The sequence below is a fragment of the Aeromonas sp. ASNIH1 genome, from assembly GCF_002934285.1.
Lineage (GTDB): Bacteria > Pseudomonadota > Gammaproteobacteria > Enterobacterales > Aeromonadaceae > Aeromonas > Aeromonas caviae.
On the sequence record NZ_CP026228.1, the window covers coordinates 2,494,984 to 2,511,420 of the forward strand.

At 60.4% G+C, this 16,437-nt stretch carries 25 protein-coding genes; 3 read left to right on the plus strand and 22 right to left on the minus strand.

Annotated features, from left to right (window positions below; genetic code table 11):
• From C2U37_RS12155 to C2U37_RS12185, 7 genes are all read right to left on the minus strand, one after another.
• The gene (locus C2U37_RS12155) at window positions 1-363 is read right to left on the minus strand and encodes a putative holin (protein ID WP_104452372.1); all 363 of its coding nucleotides are present in this window, start codon (window positions 361-363) and stop codon (window positions 1-3) included.
• A gap of 15 nt (window positions 364-378) precedes the next feature.
• Window positions 379-609, minus strand: coding sequence for a TraR/DksA C4-type zinc finger protein (locus C2U37_RS12160; protein WP_182310783.1), 231 nt, complete (start codon window positions 607-609; stop codon window positions 379-381).
• Between the two features lie 2 nt (window positions 610-611).
• On the minus strand, window positions 612-815 hold the full coding sequence (locus tag C2U37_RS12165; protein WP_025327452.1) for a tail protein X: 204 nt from the start codon (window positions 813-815) through the stop codon (window positions 612-614).
• Window positions 815-1,285 carry a head completion/stabilization protein gene (locus tag C2U37_RS12170; protein ID WP_104452374.1) on the minus strand — a complete coding sequence of 157 codons (471 nt, stop codon included), beginning with the start codon at window positions 1,283-1,285 and terminating at the stop codon, window positions 815-817. The genes C2U37_RS12165 and C2U37_RS12170 overlap by 1 nt, the downstream gene beginning before the upstream one ends.
• 97 nt (window positions 1,286-1,382) lie before the next feature.
• A complete protein-coding gene (gene gpM / locus C2U37_RS12175) occupies window positions 1,383-2,165 on the minus strand; it encodes a phage terminase small subunit (protein ID WP_104452375.1) in 783 nt (260 codons plus the stop codon).
• 9 nt (window positions 2,166-2,174) lie between these two features.
• Window positions 2,175-3,206, minus strand: coding sequence for a phage major capsid protein, P2 family (locus C2U37_RS12180; RefSeq protein ID WP_104452376.1), 1,032 nt, complete (start codon window positions 3,204-3,206; stop codon window positions 2,175-2,177).
• A 12-nt stretch (window positions 3,207-3,218) separates the two neighbouring features.
• A complete protein-coding gene (locus C2U37_RS12185; protein WP_104452377.1) occupies window positions 3,219-4,049 on the minus strand; it encodes a GPO family capsid scaffolding protein in 831 nt (276 codons plus the stop codon).
• A 149-nt stretch (window positions 4,050-4,198) separates the two neighbouring features.
• Here C2U37_RS12185 and C2U37_RS12190 point away from each other — a divergent pair, with 149 nt between their 5' ends.
• Entirely contained in the window at window positions 4,199-5,965 is a 1,767-nt protein-coding gene (locus C2U37_RS12190) for a terminase ATPase subunit family protein (RefSeq protein WP_104452378.1), read from the plus strand.
• Window positions 5,962-7,023, plus strand: coding sequence for a phage portal protein (locus C2U37_RS12195; RefSeq protein WP_104452379.1), 1,062 nt, complete (start codon window positions 5,962-5,964; stop codon window positions 7,021-7,023). The genes C2U37_RS12190 and C2U37_RS12195 overlap by 4 nt, the downstream gene beginning before the upstream one ends.
• 461 nt (window positions 7,024-7,484) lie before the next feature.
• On the opposite strand, the gene C2U37_RS12200 is transcribed toward C2U37_RS12195, so the two are convergent.
• The 5 genes from C2U37_RS12200 to C2U37_RS24630 all read right to left on the minus strand — a co-directional run bounded on the left by C2U37_RS12200 (window position 7,485) and on the right by C2U37_RS24630 (window position 10,885).
• Window positions 7,485-8,492: a DUF4062 domain-containing protein gene (locus C2U37_RS12200; RefSeq protein WP_104452380.1), complete on the minus strand. Its 1,008-nt coding sequence runs from the start codon at window positions 8,490-8,492 to the stop codon at window positions 7,485-7,487.
• A gap of 82 nt (window positions 8,493-8,574) precedes the next feature.
• On the minus strand, window positions 8,575-9,198 hold the full coding sequence (locus tag C2U37_RS12205) for a P22AR C-terminal domain-containing protein (protein WP_104452381.1): 624 nt from the start codon (window positions 9,196-9,198) through the stop codon (window positions 8,575-8,577).
• Between the two features lie 478 nt (window positions 9,199-9,676).
• Window positions 9,677-10,084, minus strand: a complete 408-nt coding sequence (locus tag C2U37_RS12210; RefSeq protein WP_104452382.1) for a hypothetical protein — start codon at window positions 10,082-10,084, stop codon at window positions 9,677-9,679.
• Window positions 10,084-10,641 (minus strand): Panacea domain-containing protein, encoded by a 558-nt coding sequence (locus C2U37_RS12215; RefSeq protein ID WP_104452383.1) that lies wholly within the window; start codon window positions 10,639-10,641, stop codon window positions 10,084-10,086. The genes C2U37_RS12210 and C2U37_RS12215 overlap by 1 nt, the downstream gene beginning before the upstream one ends.
• A 97-nt stretch (window positions 10,642-10,738) precedes the next feature.
• The gene (locus C2U37_RS24630; protein WP_158656248.1) at window positions 10,739-10,885 is read right to left on the minus strand and encodes a hypothetical protein; all 147 of its coding nucleotides are present in this window, start codon (window positions 10,883-10,885) and stop codon (window positions 10,739-10,741) included.
• A gap of 182 nt (window positions 10,886-11,067) precedes the next feature.
• Between C2U37_RS24630 and C2U37_RS12220 the strand changes: the two genes are divergently transcribed.
• Window positions 11,068-11,262 carry a DUF4113 domain-containing protein gene (locus C2U37_RS12220; protein WP_233768383.1) on the plus strand — a complete coding sequence of 65 codons (195 nt, stop codon included), beginning with the start codon at window positions 11,068-11,070 and terminating at the stop codon, window positions 11,260-11,262.
• A 5-nt stretch (window positions 11,263-11,267) separates the two neighbouring features.
• Here C2U37_RS12220 and C2U37_RS12225 read toward each other — a convergent pair whose 3' ends face one another.
• The 10 genes from C2U37_RS12225 to C2U37_RS12265 form a co-directional block, all read right to left on the minus strand.
• Window positions 11,268-11,609 (minus strand): hypothetical protein, encoded by a 342-nt coding sequence (locus C2U37_RS12225; protein WP_104452384.1) that lies wholly within the window; start codon window positions 11,607-11,609, stop codon window positions 11,268-11,270.
• 1 nt (window position 11,610) lies between these two features.
• Window positions 11,611-11,823 (minus strand): hypothetical protein, encoded by a 213-nt coding sequence (locus C2U37_RS12230; RefSeq protein ID WP_005308768.1) that lies wholly within the window; start codon window positions 11,821-11,823, stop codon window positions 11,611-11,613.
• 14 nt (window positions 11,824-11,837) lie between these two features.
• Window positions 11,838-14,216 carry a replication endonuclease gene (locus C2U37_RS12235; RefSeq protein WP_104452385.1) on the minus strand — a complete coding sequence of 793 codons (2,379 nt, stop codon included), beginning with the start codon at window positions 14,214-14,216 and terminating at the stop codon, window positions 11,838-11,840.
• On the minus strand, window positions 14,213-14,701 hold the full coding sequence (locus C2U37_RS12240; protein WP_233768384.1) for a hypothetical protein: 489 nt from the start codon (window positions 14,699-14,701) through the stop codon (window positions 14,213-14,215). The genes C2U37_RS12235 and C2U37_RS12240 overlap by 4 nt, the downstream gene beginning before the upstream one ends.
• A gap of 89 nt (window positions 14,702-14,790) precedes the next feature.
• Window positions 14,791-14,997 (minus strand): hypothetical protein, encoded by a 207-nt coding sequence (locus C2U37_RS12245; RefSeq protein WP_104452386.1) that lies wholly within the window; start codon window positions 14,995-14,997, stop codon window positions 14,791-14,793.
• On the minus strand, window positions 14,994-15,311 hold the full coding sequence (locus C2U37_RS12250) for a hypothetical protein (protein ID WP_104452387.1): 318 nt from the start codon (window positions 15,309-15,311) through the stop codon (window positions 14,994-14,996). Before C2U37_RS12250 ends, C2U37_RS12245 begins: the two co-directional genes overlap by 4 nt.
• A complete protein-coding gene (locus tag C2U37_RS12255; RefSeq protein WP_104452388.1) occupies window positions 15,308-15,490 on the minus strand; it encodes a hypothetical protein in 183 nt (60 codons plus the stop codon). Before C2U37_RS12255 ends, C2U37_RS12250 begins: the two co-directional genes overlap by 4 nt.
• Window positions 15,487-15,915, minus strand: a complete 429-nt coding sequence (locus C2U37_RS12260) for a hypothetical protein (RefSeq protein ID WP_104452389.1) — start codon at window positions 15,913-15,915, stop codon at window positions 15,487-15,489. Before C2U37_RS12260 ends, C2U37_RS12255 begins: the two co-directional genes overlap by 4 nt.
• Complete coding sequence (locus tag C2U37_RS24865; RefSeq protein WP_199770440.1) at window positions 15,912-16,088, minus strand: hypothetical protein; 177 nt, start codon at window positions 16,086-16,088, stop codon at window positions 15,912-15,914. The genes C2U37_RS12260 and C2U37_RS24865 overlap by 4 nt, the downstream gene beginning before the upstream one ends.
• Window positions 16,085-16,387, minus strand: coding sequence for a hypothetical protein (locus C2U37_RS12265; RefSeq protein WP_104452390.1), 303 nt, complete (start codon window positions 16,385-16,387; stop codon window positions 16,085-16,087). Before C2U37_RS12265 ends, C2U37_RS24865 begins: the two co-directional genes overlap by 4 nt.
• Window positions 16,388-16,437: the final 50 nt, after the last annotated feature.

The window sequence follows — 16,437 nt, forward strand, 5'->3', positions numbered from 1 at the left end:
TCAGCCCCCTTTGCGGAGTTTGAGCAGGTCTTCCGGCGTTTTGCGCAGGATCCACTGCAACAGGTGGACGGCCAGCGCCGAGGCGAGCATTGCGCCGACAGCCCTGGGGACCTCGACGCTGAGTGGCAGTACGCTGGCCAGCATGGCGGCAACCAGCGGCGCCGCCAGTGCCCCCGCCACGAAGGCGGCAACGAACAGGCCCGCTTTGCGCAGGTTGCCCAGCTCGTCGGTGGTGGCGATGAACACCAGCGCCCCGGCGAATGCACCGAGCAGGACGCCGGGGTCTACGCCCGGGAAGAGGGACAGCAACGCCAAGGCGCTCAGGGTGCTGGTTGCTGCACTGGATGAAATGGGTTCTGGCATCGTGCTCTCCTGTTTTTATCGTTTGCTGCCGTAGTGGCGAGCGGTTTGGAATTCGTAGATGGTCTGGCACTCGGCGCAGCGTTCGCAGCCTCGGATCGCTTCACGGCGCGCCTGCGGGATGGTGTTTTCGCAGTCGATGCAGTAGTGCGGGCCGGTGCCACTGATGCGGGCGGCGTGGATGCGGGCAGCGAGTTGCTGCTCGCTGATGTCGGCCAGTCGTTCGAGTTCGTCGTCGAGGCGGCTCATGGTCAGTCCCATAGCTGGATCAGCGGCTGCTCGGCCTGGGTGGGGGCCGCTGGCATTGTGATGAGGGTTCCGGTCGGGAGGATGGGGCCGAGCGCGGCCAAACCGGGGTTGAGTGCGAGCACCTGCTCGGTGATGCCTGCGGTGTAGCCGTAGTGCCGGAACAGGATGAGGTCGAGGGTGTCACCCTGTTGGCTGCGCAGCTCCATCAGATGAGCGCCACGGTGATGTGGGTGGTACCGAGGATGTCGCGAATGGCAAAGCGGGCGTCGCGGTAGAGGTCGTCAGAGCTGATGATTTTGGCATCGGCCCCTTTGACGCCATCACCGGTGGCGCTGTAGTCGGTGTAACGCTCCAGCAGGTTGGCGCGGCTCATGGCATAGACGGCGCGCCGATAGCTGTGCAGGTACGCCGATTCGCCATTGATGACCTCGCCCGGTACGGCGGCCAGGGTGGTGACCCCTTCTGCCTCACGGGCGCGGCGCCAGTCAGCCAGATCCCGGTTGACGCTGGTGATGGCGTCGATCACGGCATGCTTGAGGCGGGCCGTGGTGACGGTACCATCGAGTCGGACGGTGTCACGCAGGTCAGGCAGCGAGATCGCCGGCCAGAAGGGGCTGGAGTCTATCTCCCCTTCGGCTGGCGACGTGGTGGCATTGGCAATGAATCCGGTGCTCATGGTGTTCCTTTTCCGCTTGTTGGGCGGTGGTCGGGCCGTCTGGTATGCGAAACGCATTCGTCAGGCCCGAGCCGCCCAGGGTGCGGGGTTCGCTCGGTTAGCTGGGCTCGCCGGGGGCGGGGCCTTGCTGTTCGGTGGCGCCGCTTTCGGCTGCCATTTGCTCGGCGTCTCTGGCGGCTTGTTCTGCTTCTGCCTGTTCTTCCGCTGCTTTGGCTGCCTTTGCGGCTTCTTTTTCCTTCTTGATGTCGCGCTCAAGCACTTCGAGATCTTTCTTGATGCCCACCTTGTCGTGCAGTTCGAGTGCGCGGCGGTAGTGCTGGGCGGCCTGCTCCTTGAACCCTTCGGCCAGTGCGGCGCGACCCACGGCTTTGTGCAGCTTGGCGTGCACCTGGTCGAAGATGTCGGAGTGGGTCAGCAGCTCTAGGTAAGCGCACAGCAGGCCATAACTGGGGCCCGTGCCTGCCTCTTGCAGCTTGATGCCGGTGTCGGCGACCTCTTCGGCGATCAGGGTGGCGGCGGTACGCTCGTAGCGGTCCGGGGTACTGAGGCCGTGGCGGATCACGTAGTCAGCCATGTTGAAGGCCCCTTCGAGATCGCCAGTGTCGAGGGTCCAGAGCATGACAGTGACCAGGACGTCATCTTGTCCGCCGCGATCAGTGGCCAGCAGGCCGTCAATCCACGGCTTGTAGACCGGCAGCATGGTGCGCTTGGCGTCGATCTTGCGCTCGATGCTCTGGATACCCTTGAGGGTGCGGCGATGTTCGGCCAACTGCATCAGCTGGAGTTCGTAGGCGTTGGCGCGGGCCTGGTCGAATTGGGGATTGGCCGCCCCTTGCAGGGCGGCCAGTGCTCTTTCGCGGTGGCGGCGGGCGGGAGTCATGTCACCCCCTTACTCGCCGGGGGCCGGGTTCGGCCCCATGACGATGTTTTCGACCAGGGCGGCGCAGTCGTAGTCCTCGACCACGTAAGCGTCGTTGGTGCTTTCGTAGTTGACGATGCGGTTGCGCTTGGGCTCGTCTTCGATGTAACGACGGCGGGCGCCGGTCTGCCAGTAGATGGAGAGGTTGCTGAGCTTGGTGATGAGCAGCTTGTCTTCGGGGAAGAAGGGGACGCGCACGGCCTTGAGCCCGCCGATCTGCTTCTGGCTTACCAGCACCTGACCAGCCAGTTTGTTCTGGTTGTCGCCCGCATCGTTGATGATGGGGAAGTATTTATCGGAGAGCATCTTGCGGCCACAGATGACCACCAGGTCGGTATCGTCCTGATACCAGGGTTTGATCAGCTCGTTCACAACGTCGTATACCAGGGCGTCGATGTTTTTGTAATCACCGTCGGTGGCATCGATGTAGATCTTGCCGCTGCCCTCGGTGCCCTCGCTCATGACCTGGGCCGGGGCGTCGGTGCGGATGTGTTGCAGCCAGCCGATGTTGACGTCTTGCAGCAGGGGATGGGCGTTGCGATCGGTGTCGGGTTCGGCGGTGGTGCCATGCCAGCCGATCATGATGCGGTCCAGCCCCTGACGGGTGAGGATGGCGTCACGAACACGGGTCTGGAAGTCGGGGAACTTGGCCCAGGCGTCGATCTGGCCGTAGCCGATCTGGGTGTCGAAGTTGGTCTGGGCGCATTCGTAGCTCTGGTCGTAGAGACTATGCGGGCTGTTGGGCTGGCGGTCTTTGGTGTCGGTGTTGGTGCGACCGGCGATGGTGCTGGTGATGCCGATACCGACCTTTTGGCCTTTCATCTCATCGACAGGGATGACGTTGATCATGCCGAGGAAGGCGACCGACTCCTGCATCTTGGTTTCCAGGGTCTGCTGGACGCTGGGCTGCACGTTGAACTGCACCATGGCACTGGTGATGGCGTTGAGTTTGGCCACCTGGCCGGTGAACTCGTTGAACTTCTGGCGGGTTTCGTTACGCATTGGGCATGGTCCTTAGCAGTCGGTTTGAATGGAGGTGCCATCGCCACCGGTGGCGGGCGGGCGTTGCTGGTTGAACGCTTCCTGGCCCTCCAGCTTGGCGGTGAGGTCGGCCAGCGCCTTGGCGGTGGCATCCTGTTTGCTGGTCAGCTCGGTGATCGTTTGGGCCTGCTCGGTGAACTTCTTCTGCAGGTCGGCATCGAGGCTGGTGACCTCTTTCGCGACTGTCTCGACTGCCTTGTGCACATCGCTGAAATCGGCGGTGGATTGCTTCTTGTGGGTAGAGAACAGAGCGGCGATGCGCTCGGCCAGAGAGGGGCCTTTATCGCCTTCGTCGGAGAGTTCGATCTCCGTCTCGATAGCTGAGCTGAACAAGTTGGCCGGTTTCTGTTTGCGGGATGCCAGAGGGCTTTTCTCACCTGCTCCAGCGCAGAATTGCAGGTATTCGGTGCCGAGGCTTGCCGGGCTGTCGGTGACGGCCAGGCCTACCAGATAGGCTTCACCGGTGCCGGCAAAGTCGAGGTCCAGCTCGATGGAGGTGTAAACCTTCTGGCGCGCCTTGGTCAGTTTGATCAGATCGTCGGTGGGGTCGATTTCGGCAAACAGGGCCATTTTCTTTTCACCATCGATCTCGACTTCTTCGGCGTAGACGCTGCGCACATCGCCATAAGCGCGAAATGCGCTGTCCGGATAGAGGCTGCGGAAATGTTCGAGGTTGACGCGGGCGCCGTATTTTTCGCGGTTGTAGTTTTTGGCTGCCTGGGTGAGCCATTCCGGCGCGATGGTGCGGCCGTCGGTGGTTTGGCCTGCCACCGCGACGCGCTTGAATTTTGCTTTCTTCGCCATGAGCTGGGATCCCTTTGGTGATTGGGTGGTGATGTCGCGGTTATGGTCTGGGTGACAGGCTGGATCGTGCAATCGGCGGCCAGTGTGTACGGCGCTGGCACACTGGCGCGGGGGCGTTTTGAGCGGTAGCGACTGGGTAGACTGGCGCCATGACAGCACCCTTACTCTTCCCCCATATCGAACCCAGACGGCAGGCCATGCACCTGTTCTTCCAGGGCTATCCGCTCCGCGCCATTTCTGAATTGCTGCAGACGCCGGAGGGGACAGTCTCGACATGGAAGAAGCGCGACGGCTGGGATGACATCAAACCCATTGACCGGGTCGACTTCGCCATCGAGGCGCGGATGTGCCAGCTGATCGCCAAGGAGGTGAAAACCGGCGGCGACTTCAAGGAGATTGACCTGCTGGGCAGGCAGTTGGAGCGGATCGCCCGGGTCAACAAGTACAGCAACGGAGGCAATGAGGCCGACCTCAACCCCAAGGTGGCGAACCGCAACAAGGGGCCGAAGAAGGCACCCGAGCGCAATGTGGTGGAGCCCGAACAGCAAGAGCGGCTGATCGAGCGCTTCGAGTCCACCATGTTTGGCTACCAGCGCACTTGGTACGAGGCTGGCAACCAGCACAGGATCCGCAACCTGCTCAAGTCTCGCCAGATTGGGGCGACCTACTTCTTTGCCTTCGAGGCCTTCATCGATGCCCTGGTCACCGGGCGCAACCAGATTTTCCTGTCGGCCAGCAAGGCGCAGGCTCATGTGTTCAAGCAGTACATCATCCAGTTTGCCAAGGAGGAGGGGGTGGAGCTCAAGGGCGACCCCATGGTGCTACCGAACGGAGCGCACCTCTACTTCCTCGGCACCAACGCCCGCACCGCCCAGAGCTACCACGGCAACATCTACATGGATGAGTACTTCTGGATCCATGGCTTCCTTGAGTTCCGCAAGGTGGCTTCCGGCATGGCGATGCACAAGAAGTGGCGCCAGACCTACATTTCCACCCCATCCAGCCTTTCCCATCCCGCCTATGCGTTCTGGTCCGGCGCCAACTTCAACCGTGGCAAGGCGAAGGCAGACCGGGTCGAGATTGACCTGAGCCACGCCAATCTTGCCAGCGGTAAGCTGTGCGCCGATGGTCAGTGGCGGCAGATTGTCACGGTCGAAGATGCGGTGCGCGGTGGCTGCGACCTGTTCGACCTGGATCAGCTGCGCAGCGAGTACTCCGAGGAGGAATACCTCAACCTGCTGATGTGCATCTTCATGGATGACACCTCGAGCGTGTTCCCGCTCGTCACCCTGCAGCGCTGCATGGTCGACAGCTGGGAACTGTGGGACGACTACAAGCCCTTTGCCCTGCGTCCGCTGGGTAGCCGGCCGGTGTGGATCGGCTATGACCCGGCCAAGGGTGGGCAGGGGGATAGCGCGGGTTGCGCCGTGCTGGCTCCGCCGGCGGTGCCCGGCGGCAAGTTCCGGGTGCTGGAGCGCCACCGCTGGAGCGGGATGGACTTCGACGCCCAGGCGCGAGCCATCAAGGCCATGTGCGAGCGCTACAACGTGTGCTACATCGGCATCGACACGACCGGGATCGGGGAGGGGGTCTACCAGCTGGTGAAGCAGTTCTACCCGGCGGCGACCCCTATCCAGTACAACCCGAGCGTGAAAATCCAGATGGTGATGAAGGCGCAGGATGTGATGAACAAGGGGCGGCTGGAGTTTGACAGCGGTTGGACCGACCTCGCCCAGGCGTTCATGAGCATCCGCCGCGCCGTGACCGCGGGCGGCAAGCTGCCGACCTTTGAGGCCAGCCGGTCAGAGGAAACCAGCCACGCCGATATTGCCTGGGCCACGATGCAGGCCCTGTTACATGAACCGCTGGCAGGTGCCACCGGTGCCAATACCAGCATGATGGAGATTTTCGCATGAGAAAGCGCCGCCCACAGCGCCATACCTCGCCGGTGACGGCGACCCAGAAACCCGGCGCGGCCATCGAGGCGTTCAGTTTTGGCGAGCCGGTTCCCGTCTTATCGCAACGGGAGGTGTTCGACTACCTGGAGGCCATGCACAACGGCCGCTGGTACGAGCCGCCCCTCTCCCTCAATGGGCTGTCCCGGGTCTATCGGGCTGGGGTGCATCACGCCTCGGCCATCCAGGTGAAGCGCAATATCCTGCGCTCCTGCTTCATCCCGCATCCGAAACTGAGCCTGGCCGCCTTCACCGGGTTGGCGCTGGACTATCTGATCTTCGGCAACGGCTATCTGCAGGCGGTGCAGAACCGACTCGGCGGGGTGCTGCGCTATGACCACCTGCGGGCCAAGTACACCCGGCGCGCCCTGGACTTGGACACCTATTGGTGGATTGCCCAGCCCGGCCAGGAGCAGGCGCTGCCGGCCGGGCGGGTTGGCCATGTGATGGAGAGCGACATCAACCAGGAGATCTACGGCATCCCCGACTATGTCGGCGGGCTAAACTCTACCCTGCTCAACGAGTCGGCCACCCTGTTCCGCCGCAAGTATTACGAGAATGGATCCCACGCTGGGTTCATCATGCACATCACCGACGCGGTGCAGAACGAGGGCGACATTGCGGCCCTGCGTGAGGCGCTGCGCCAGAGCAAGGGGCCCGGCAACTTCCGCAACCTCTTGCTCTACACCCCGAACGGCAGCAAGGACGGGGTGAAGCTGATCCCGGTGGCCGAGGTGGCGGCCAAGGATGATTTTCTCTCCATCAAGAACGTCAGCCGCGACGACCAGTTGGCCACCCACCGGGTACCGCCCCAGCTGATGGGAGTGATGCCGAACAGCACGGGCGGGTTCGGCGATGTGACCAAGGCCGCCCAGGTGTTCGACATCAACGAGATCGACAGCATCAAGGCCAGCCTGCTGGCGCTCAATGACTGGGCAGGGGAGGAGGTGATCCGGTTCAACCCCTACAAGCTGGCCGCCGGCATCGAGCAGGCCAGCCATGGCGACCTGCCGCGCTGACCTTTCCGATCGCATCCCGACACCCCGCCACCTGGCGGGGTTTTCTTTTGCCGGCGCATGGCATCGGTCGGCCTCCATCTGGTTCACCTGGACGATCCCCCGCCTAGGCTCGCCAGCGGCCCGCTACGCGATCGCCCTTCAAACCCACTCAGCACCGCGCCCAAATCCGGCTGGCTCTCCCTGCGTTCACCGGTGAGCCATGGCGGCCTGTTACGACCCCCTGCGCAGCGCTGGCGCGCAATCGGGACCCCGCCACGCCTGCCCGCTTTATGTGTCGATTTCCATGCAGGTGAACGGCTGGGGGAGGGGAGCGGCTCCCCGCGCCAGCACTGGCCGCGCGGAGGATAACGGATCCTTTTTGCGATCCTTCACTTTCCGTCAGATTTTTTCATTTTCCAACCAATGAAAGCAACAGGGGCTTGGTCTTAATTTTAATATGAGGCAGAAGTAATCTGACAGAACTAGTTTTTTCTAATTACTCTAAGCTCTATCATTAATTTTTTTCCTTTTTCAGTCATATGCCAAAATAGTGCAAGACCACCATCTTTTGTTCTGCCCTGCTTGATCTTAATTAAACCAAGCGCTTCAAGTTGGATTTTAAGTGTATGGAAGTTTTGCTCATTAATGCTAGAGGTAAAAACATTTCTAATGTTTAAGCTTTCCAAGATACAGTTTTTAATGAGTAAGCGCGCATTAGTGTCGCTCGGTGTGTTCATAATCGAGGGGGAAATTAAACTATAAAGCTCGCCGATTGTATTTACGCATTCCCATGAATCCTCATAGTTTTTTCCTGCCCTTCTATAATGCCCAGTAATTTTTATAGATTGATCCAATCCTGCCAAGTCTGGGATGTCGACACTAGAATAAGAGCCCAGCAGTTGATTAAGTTCCTGTATTTTTTTGTTCAGTTCATCATTTTCATTTTTTACTAAACGTAGTTCTTCCAAGACTTCAGATGAGGTGGTTGTATTTCCCCTCACCCAACCTACAGCAGGATAAGCTTTAATTGTCTTGGGTAGGTTAAGGGCAACTAGACTGGGAAGCTCTATTGCTGATTTCCAAAACTTGACAAGCCTGTTGGTGCACACCTCATTTCTAAATTTAACAAGCTTTTCATACAGCTCTGGATTTCTGTCTGTCTTGGCAACAGGTAATTGATCCGGTTCTCCATGGACAAGAGCGATGATTTTCATGCCTTTATCTTTCGCATAGTTATACTCTTTTTCTGTATAGCTAAGGCCATCATCCACGGATATGGAGCCATATCTAGCACCTAATATAAGTAGGTAGTAGTCACAGTCATCAATAATCTTCTTAATAAATTCAAACTGTTCCTCATCCATGGCTGGAAATAATTCCATTCCAGCTGGGATACAATCCATTTCCATTAGTGTTTGAATTACTTTAGCTCGTTCATCCTGTAAATCTGCATATGTTGAACTAACAAAAACCTGATAGCGTTTATTCATATGTCAAAGCTCTCCATCTTTTTTTGTAGAGTACACATACAAAAGAGACCGGTCACGCACCTCAGTGCGTGACCGGTCACAATTACCAACTTTTTGCGGTCGGCAGGCGGTGCAGGTGGGGGATCAATCTGTTCCAGTCGCGGTTGCCGTGGGTGGTGGGCTGAACATGGCGGGTCTTGTCGGCCAGGATGCGCTGGGCGGCGGCCAGGGTCATCGGGTATTCGTGGATGATGGAGTAGTAGGTGCCGGCCTCTCGGTGTTCGGCCACCTCCAGCAGGGGATAGATGCGGCGGGCGGCCCCCATCATGTAATCGGCGGCGCGCCAGAGCCAGGCGAGCGAGTGCAGTTCGTCATCGGTCAGCACGGTGAGAGGCTGCGGATGGGCGGCGGTCTCCCGGTCCAGCACATCGAGCACCCAGCGGCGGAACTCCTTGGCGAGTGCAGTACGGGAGAACATGGCGATCAGATGGGCGCCGCGCAGGGAGAAGATCCGAACTGGGATCGGCATAGGATTTCCCGGGGTCATCAATTCGGTGACCCCGGTCATGCAGGGGGAAAACTCGTCCGCGTTGCGGCGATACAGATTGCTGATCGACTTCTCGCTGGCATAGCCAAGGGCTTGGGCGATCTGGGTTGCGGTCAGCCAGGGTTGGCCGTGGTGGGGGATAACGGTGAACTGGGTGTCATGGAAGCGGATGCTGTTCATGATGCGTTCCTTTGGGTCAACAAAGTAAACGTCACCAAAAGAGGTGCAAATCTCGGTCTGGTGACGAGCTGAACAGGGTTTGCACTACCGGGACCCAAAGAGACCGGCCAGCCCGAGGGCTGCCCTGCCCAGCCCGCCATAACTGAAATTGCGGGTACAACTGGGCCGCACAAAAAAACACGCAGGCGCGTGTTGTGCGCTTTGGGTTTGGCGGGGTGCAAATCCCGGCAACGGATTTTGCCGTTGCCCGCGCAGTATCGCGCAACAGCGCGACACCAATCAACCCCAATAGTCCCCGATGCTCCCTTTTTGTCCCTTTCCGGCCCCCTGCGGCCCGCATCCGCGCTTATCAGGGAAAATCGGCACCATCACCCCTGCCCAGCAGCACAACACCGCCGGCAGGGTACCGGTTCTACGCAAGGAAGGGGACGTTAGTTTCGGCAGGAAACATACACAAAGTCAGGGAGCGCAGGACTGCTCAGGGTTGGGGAAGGCAGTATTTACGATAGAAGTTGCGGATCAAGGGGGTGACGTGTGGAGACAGGTCAAACCCGGCCAAGATGCGTGCAAAGGTTGGCTCTTCACAGATGGCGTGGGTTTGAATGTCACCAGCCGCGATTTGTTCGCCGACCGTTGCTGCACCGAAAATCTCGGCTTTGCGGTAAAAGACAAAACTAGGGTGGTGCACGAAAGGGTGATCCCCCACATCAAGCACACAAGTCCGATCATGCTCGATGTTGGGGGCGATGCTGCTGATATTGACCGCAAGAAAGCTTGCTTTGGTGTTTCTGGGGTAAAGAATGGGGTCGTTACAGACAAAAAACAGATGATTGGTTGCGCCCGATGGGATCAGCAGCGTGCCTCTTCGCACGAGTGCTATCGACATTAGCGCAACCTGCTGGTGATTTCGTCGAGCTGGCGTTGTTCGCGCAGATGCTGCGCCATGGCGCCAGCCACTTCCGGCGACTTGCCGACTGCCAAAAACAGGTCTTCTTCCTTGATGGGGTAAGCACTGCCTCTGGGGTCTTGCCACTCCGGGCAATGGTCATGGGTGTAGTCACGGATTTGGTATCGAGTCATGTGCCCAAACTCGTGCCATACCTTGGTCAGGATTTCCAAATCCACATCGCTGAGCAAGTCGAAGTCGTCCCGGTCGGACACGTTGCGACGGATTGCCACCTCGTAATTCGCTTCGCCCGAGATCCACTCATTCCAGCCGTCAGCATGCTCACCGCCACCGCGGATCAGATTCAACGTCTGTGACAGCACGGGCCCATGGGGCATGGACACCATGAGGTCTCCGCTGATGGATTCACCGAAACGGCTCATGGACTCCCGATCACTCAGGTAGAGCAGTTTCATCAGTTTGAGGTATGCCATTCGTCCGCCCCGCTTGGAAAGCAGGAAGGCGGCCATTTGTGCCACACGCTCTTCGTTAAACATGGTTTGTTCCTTCCTCACTGAGTGAGTTTTGCATGTCCTGGCCGATAACTGACCAGTCGATGCGCAGTTCATTCATACCGCAATCAAAACGGCAAAATCACTTCCACCGCTCTGTTTCCATGTTCTTTGCCACGGTAACAAAGCCCTCAGCCATTTTGGCTTTGAATGAGTCGCTAGTGATTCGCTTGCTTTTCCCAGGGCGGATTTTGGCCTGGAGTTGCTTCTCATTGAGATGGCCGCTCATAGCGTGATCCTCTTCAATGATGGGGTGGACGTCACCAAACAGATGCTCGGTGAGTAATATTCAATTTTGTATATTACGCAGTATCGCGCAACATTGCGCCACCAATCAACCCTGGTAGTCTCTGATTGCCCCTTATTTTCCCTTTCTGGGCCTTTTAGGGTCTTTCAGGTCTTCTCTGGTCCTTGCCGAGGAAAATCGGCACCATCACCCCACCTAACGAGGCGCTGATGCAGGTCATCGACAAGATCAACCAGGGGCGGCTGGGGAAGGTCTACTTCGCGGCTCGCGGTCGGGACACCCGGGAGTGGATGATGAAGCGAGAGCAGTTAAGCCCCCGCTATACCACCGCGCTCGGCGAGCTGCCGGTGGTGAAGTAAGGACATTATCTTTTGGCAAACGCGCCCTGCCGCGCCCTGGTGGCCTTCCAGACCTGCTTGGGTGTTGGGCCAGCAGGCAGCACCCGCTTTGCCTTCTTGGGTGGGGTGATGGTGTCTATCTCACCTTGGTAGAACGGGAACCAAGCATCCTCGAACCGGATGACCCGCTCCATGCGGTCGAGCAGCAGATCGCAGAGATAGCGGTCGGCTGCCGGCAGGCTGTCGAGTTCGTGGGTAATGGCGGCACGACCTGCCGATCCCGGCGGGTATTGCTGGATGATGGGCCAGAGCCGCTGGCAGAGCGGCAGCAGGCGCTCCACGTTGGCGCGGGGGATGATGTCCTGCACGTTATTCCCCCTCTGCATAAGGCGACCATGTTTCTCTTGGTTCCTCTGGCTTTGGAAATTCGTATTCGTCTGGATTGAAGGTGGGGTTAAGCCATTCGCGGGCCCCAGGGTTGGCCTTGTCGTAGTGGCAGCCTTCGGCAATCCACAGCTTTTTTCCTGTGGTTTTGCACACAATGGTGCCTGTCCAGAGCATGTAGGCTGGTTTCTTCTTCATACACACCTCCTTAGTTAAAGGCCCCTGCGTTGACGGGCCGCTGCGATTTCTGCTTCATGGCGCTTGTTGTCTGCTTTCAGCCAGTCGACGCGGGCCTGCTCCTGTTCGGTGGGCTGGTAACTGGCCCGGTCCTCTTCGTCATCCAGCAGGCGGGTGAAGATGGCGATCGCCTCTTCGGCCTGCGCCAGCGGCAGGGCGGCCAGCCATTCGGTGACGCTGCCGCCTGAGTGCATCAGCTCGTGGGCCTGCTGTTTCAGCGTATCGCTGCTGGCTGCCCGCTTGCTGGCCTGCTCGGCCTCGGCGGTCAGCTGGTCGGCCACGGCATCGCCGGCACCCGGCCAGTTGCGGCTCACAATCAGCCGATCGCCGACCAGTCGCACATATTGGCCGTCGGCGTGGATGATGCTGCCGTGCAGCAGCAGGGCGGCGTTGCTTTCATCAAGACCCATTCGGCCCAGCTCTTTAGCCAGAGCGGATCCTTTCACCCCCGATTTGGATCCTTTCGTACAGTTATTGACAGAACTCCGAGGGGGGCGGCTGCCGCCGCCTGACTGCAACTCGCTGCGCTCGCCCACTGCAGGCTCGCGCTGCTCGCCCAAACCCGACCCGTTGACCCCCTTGCGCACTATCTGCCAACCCTCGGTGCGGGTGATGGCGGTGGTCATGCCGATGTCGGTGATCACCCCCATCAGGCGCAGCACATCCTCGCCATACTTGTTGGCGGCTTCATCGAGGCGCTTGGAGAGGCGGATCAGGTGTTCTTTGCGGGGCAGGTCAATGCCGCCCATGGCGTCGATAAAGTCGCCCCAGCGGTTGTTGTCGGCGGCGGTGCGAGCGGCTTCCAGGATGCAATCCCACTCGATTACCTCGTCACCCAGGCGGCGAAGTTCGCGCCATACGCTCACAGCAGGGCCGCCTATCTGCTGAAACTGGCGTATACGCCAGCAGCTCGCCCAGGCCGCGACCGCGATGGTGGTGTGGTCGACCGGGGCCTCTGCTTCGTAATCCATCCCGACCTTGTGGCCGTCGATGTTCTTGGCGATGTACTTGGCGATGTAGCCGGTGGCGCTGCCTTGGGTTGGGTCGATCTCCTTCCAGTTCACCCGTGGGTTGATGGCCTTGACCACCGCCGGGCTGTTCACATCGAGCAGCCACTTGATGCGCGGCATCTTGTTGCGGATTTTCATCTCGGCCAGCGCATCGAGCTGGTCGCCGTTGGGCATCTTGAGCTCTGCCCGTTCGGCGGCGGTGAAGTGGTAGGCAAGCAGGGTCAGAAAGTCGCGTTGGTGCTCGGGGTTGATAAACAGCAGGCAATGCCAGTGCGGGGTGCCATCGTGGTGCGGTTCCACAACCCGAAAACCGAAGGCCATGATCCCCTCGCGGGCCAGTGCCGCCCGAAAGCGCGCCCACTGCTTGCACAGCAGGCGGTTGGTCTCGGTCGGGCAGGCGCCGTTGAACTTCTCATTCTGGTAGGTCTTCGCCTTGTCTTTGCTGCCCTGGCGCCAGGCGTGATAGCTGGAGGGGGCGGTCAGCGTCAGGAACAGGCCCAGTTTGCCCTGCTCCTGTGCCATGTCTTCAAAGCCCCGCATGCGCACCATCAGCTCATGACGGCGGATCTCGGGGTTGGCGACCGAGCCCATCACCGCATCGACCAGGTCAATCTCTTGCCCCAGCTCTTCGTTGACGGCGCTCATGCCAGCCATCCAGGCTTGCTGGGCTGCTTTACGCTGGGTGAACTCACGCACGGCGTGCGCACTGGCGTAGGGGCTGACCCCCTTGCGCACCTGTCCGGTGAGGATGGCAATCAGCTCGCAGTAGATGGCCCAGGCGCGGTTGATCTTGCGCAGCCACCACGACTCGTCGAGCAGGCGCACCAGCAAGCTGGCGGCGGCCCCTTCGAACTTGTCCACCTCGTCGGCCAGATCGTCCCGCTCGGCCTGGCTCAGAGGGCGGCCCAGCAGGCGCTCCACCTTGGTGCGCGGGTGAATGGGGAGGGGAGGGCAGAAGTGCCACGCCTTGGCCTGGGCCCCGATATCGGCCAGCAGCTCCGTGGCGGTGCGCTCATGGCCCGCCGCCGCCAGCAGTTGCTGGCAGCGACTGGCCCACTCGGCGGCAACCAGCTCGCGGCGCACATCGTTGCGAAGATCAATCACCGGTACCGGAAACCGGCTCTGTGCGGCGGCGCAGGCGTCGACCATGCGGCGCAGCCAGATGTTGGCGGTCTTGGGGTTGGCCGGGTAGCGGCGCAGGAAGGTCGCGGCCAGCGGCTTGGCAACGTGCCACTCAATGCGGGCGAGTTGTTCGGCCGCCCCGGCCATGTTGATGGCATGGTGCCCGACCAGGTAGTGCTGGGGCAGCTGTATCCCGTGCAGGTTGGTGATGGCGTCCATCATTTACACACCTCGCACTTACCGTTCACATACTCGTTGGGTTGCAGGTAGCGGCCGCAGGCTGTGCAGGTCGGTACCATGTCGAGGGTGGCGAGCCGATCAGACCAGCAGGTGGCCTCGCAGAAAAAGAGGCTGGTGAGCCGGTTGCCGCCCAGGATGACCGGGCGCACATGGCCGAACTCGCCGCAGCAACTGCAGCGCATCGAGGGGCGGTCGTTGGCCGGGACGGTCTTCACCACGGTTTCACTGGCGGCGCGGGCCAGTGGCCAGCAGGTTTCGACGCAGTAGGGGTAAGAGCGGCGACCGTGTCGGCCCGCTACCGGCAGGCAAACCGCCATCTGGCGGCACTTGGTGCATGGCTCCAGCGTGACCTGGGCGGCGGTGTTGATGCGGAATGCAGGGCGCACCCTGACGTCCTGCAGCCGGTTTACCCACTCGTCGGCCATCCATTCCAGTTTCTCAAGGCTCTGCTGGTCCAAATTCGCCAAGTCGTAGACTTGTTGCGATGCTGCTTTGCTGTTTGCAGGGCGCACGACGCCCAAAGCCGGGGCAAGCCCGGCTGGTTTATGGTGAGTCATTAGATGGCGCCTCCGTTGTATGACTGGCGCAGACGGGCGGCAGATTGGTGCTCGCAGCGGCGGGCCGCGCGCACCATGACCAGTAGGGCTTTGATATATCGATGGGGACGGCAGGGACGGCGACGGGCATCCAGTAACTCGAGTTGGTATTCCCGGCGGCGCGCCGCGTCGCTCAACATGGCATCGAGCCAGAAGTCGTGGATCATTTGATGGTCTCCCCCAATCCGTGGAGTGGCTCGCACTCGGCCCACCACTCGGCGATCTCTTTGGCCAGTGCGACTTCACCGCCACCCAGCGCCAGCCAATACACGGCGCGGATGGCGCCCAGGGCCAGCAACTCCTGGGCGATGTTGCGGTTTCGGCGGGCATCACTGCCCGAGGTGCTGAACTCCTCTTGCGCTGCCTCCCAGTGCTTGGTCAGTGGGCTGACCGGTGCCGGCGGCTGCATGTGGGCCGGGCCAGATTCGGCGCCGCCCAGCTCGTCGATCGGCGGCTCCAGTTCGAACATGTCATCAGTCACAGGGCACCCCCTTCCATGTCGCTGAAATCCGGCTCGTCGATGGCGACATAGCCTGCCTCGATACGGATGGAGATCCCCAGTTCACCGCAGCAGCAGAGCGGGGCGGTCGGCACCAGGCGCGCTTCGTTCTCGGCTATCCACTGCTTCAAGGAGGCGAGGGTCATGATGGTGTTGCTCATGCCGGATACTCCTCATCTTCGCTGTCTGCATTGGCTTCTCGGCTGGCCAATGCCAGCGCTCCATACATCGCCAGCAGCAACACCGCTGACCGAGTGACAGCCAAATCCTCTCGGCGCAGGCCAACAACCTTATTCACCTCCGCCAGTAACTGCGCGACCAGCTCTCCGGTGTCTTCGAAGGCATCCATCCGCTGGCTCAGCTCGACTGCTGACATTTCGTTCATGCGCCCAACTGCAAGCGACATGGCGACCATGCTGGTATTCACTTCACCGACAAACTCGCCAGAAAGCGCTTCGCCGAGATCGTCGAACCAATTTCCCAAACCGCAGGCCGAGTCAGTGGCTACCCCTGACAAATCCAGCACCGCCAACTCGGCACCCAGACGGGCCCGCATTGCCATGGGGTTCACATAGACCTTGCTCATGCTGCTACTCCTTCCAGAACACGGACGCGGCCAGACGGCAGCGGCTCGATGCGGGCGGCTTGGCGCTGGCCACGCAGCCAGCAGTTTTTGACGTTGATGTAGCCGTGGCGCACCAGGTAGGCGACGGCATCGGCGGGAGAGGGGGCGATGTGCTTGCTGGTGATGGCGATCATTGGGCACCCCCTTGCAGCTCATGGGCAAAAGGCGGCTGGAATATCACGGTGACGTCATGGACTGGGGCCGCCATGTCCACGCCGATGATGTGGGGCCGCTGGCCACCCTGCAGGATCTCGAGGCGCTTGGTCAGCTCGGCGTAGATGTCGAGCAGGGCCAGCTCGTCGGCCAGTTCGGCCAGGGCCTCAAGGCTCGCCTCGATGGCGAGGCTGTGACATGCCCCGAGCTGGGGGCGGTGGGTATTAATGAGGCTGTTCGCGACTTTGCGGATCGCCTGTTCTGCTGTAAGATTGTTCATGAGGTTTTCCTCGCTGATTGATTGAAAGCCCCGCTGGTGTTGGCGCACCG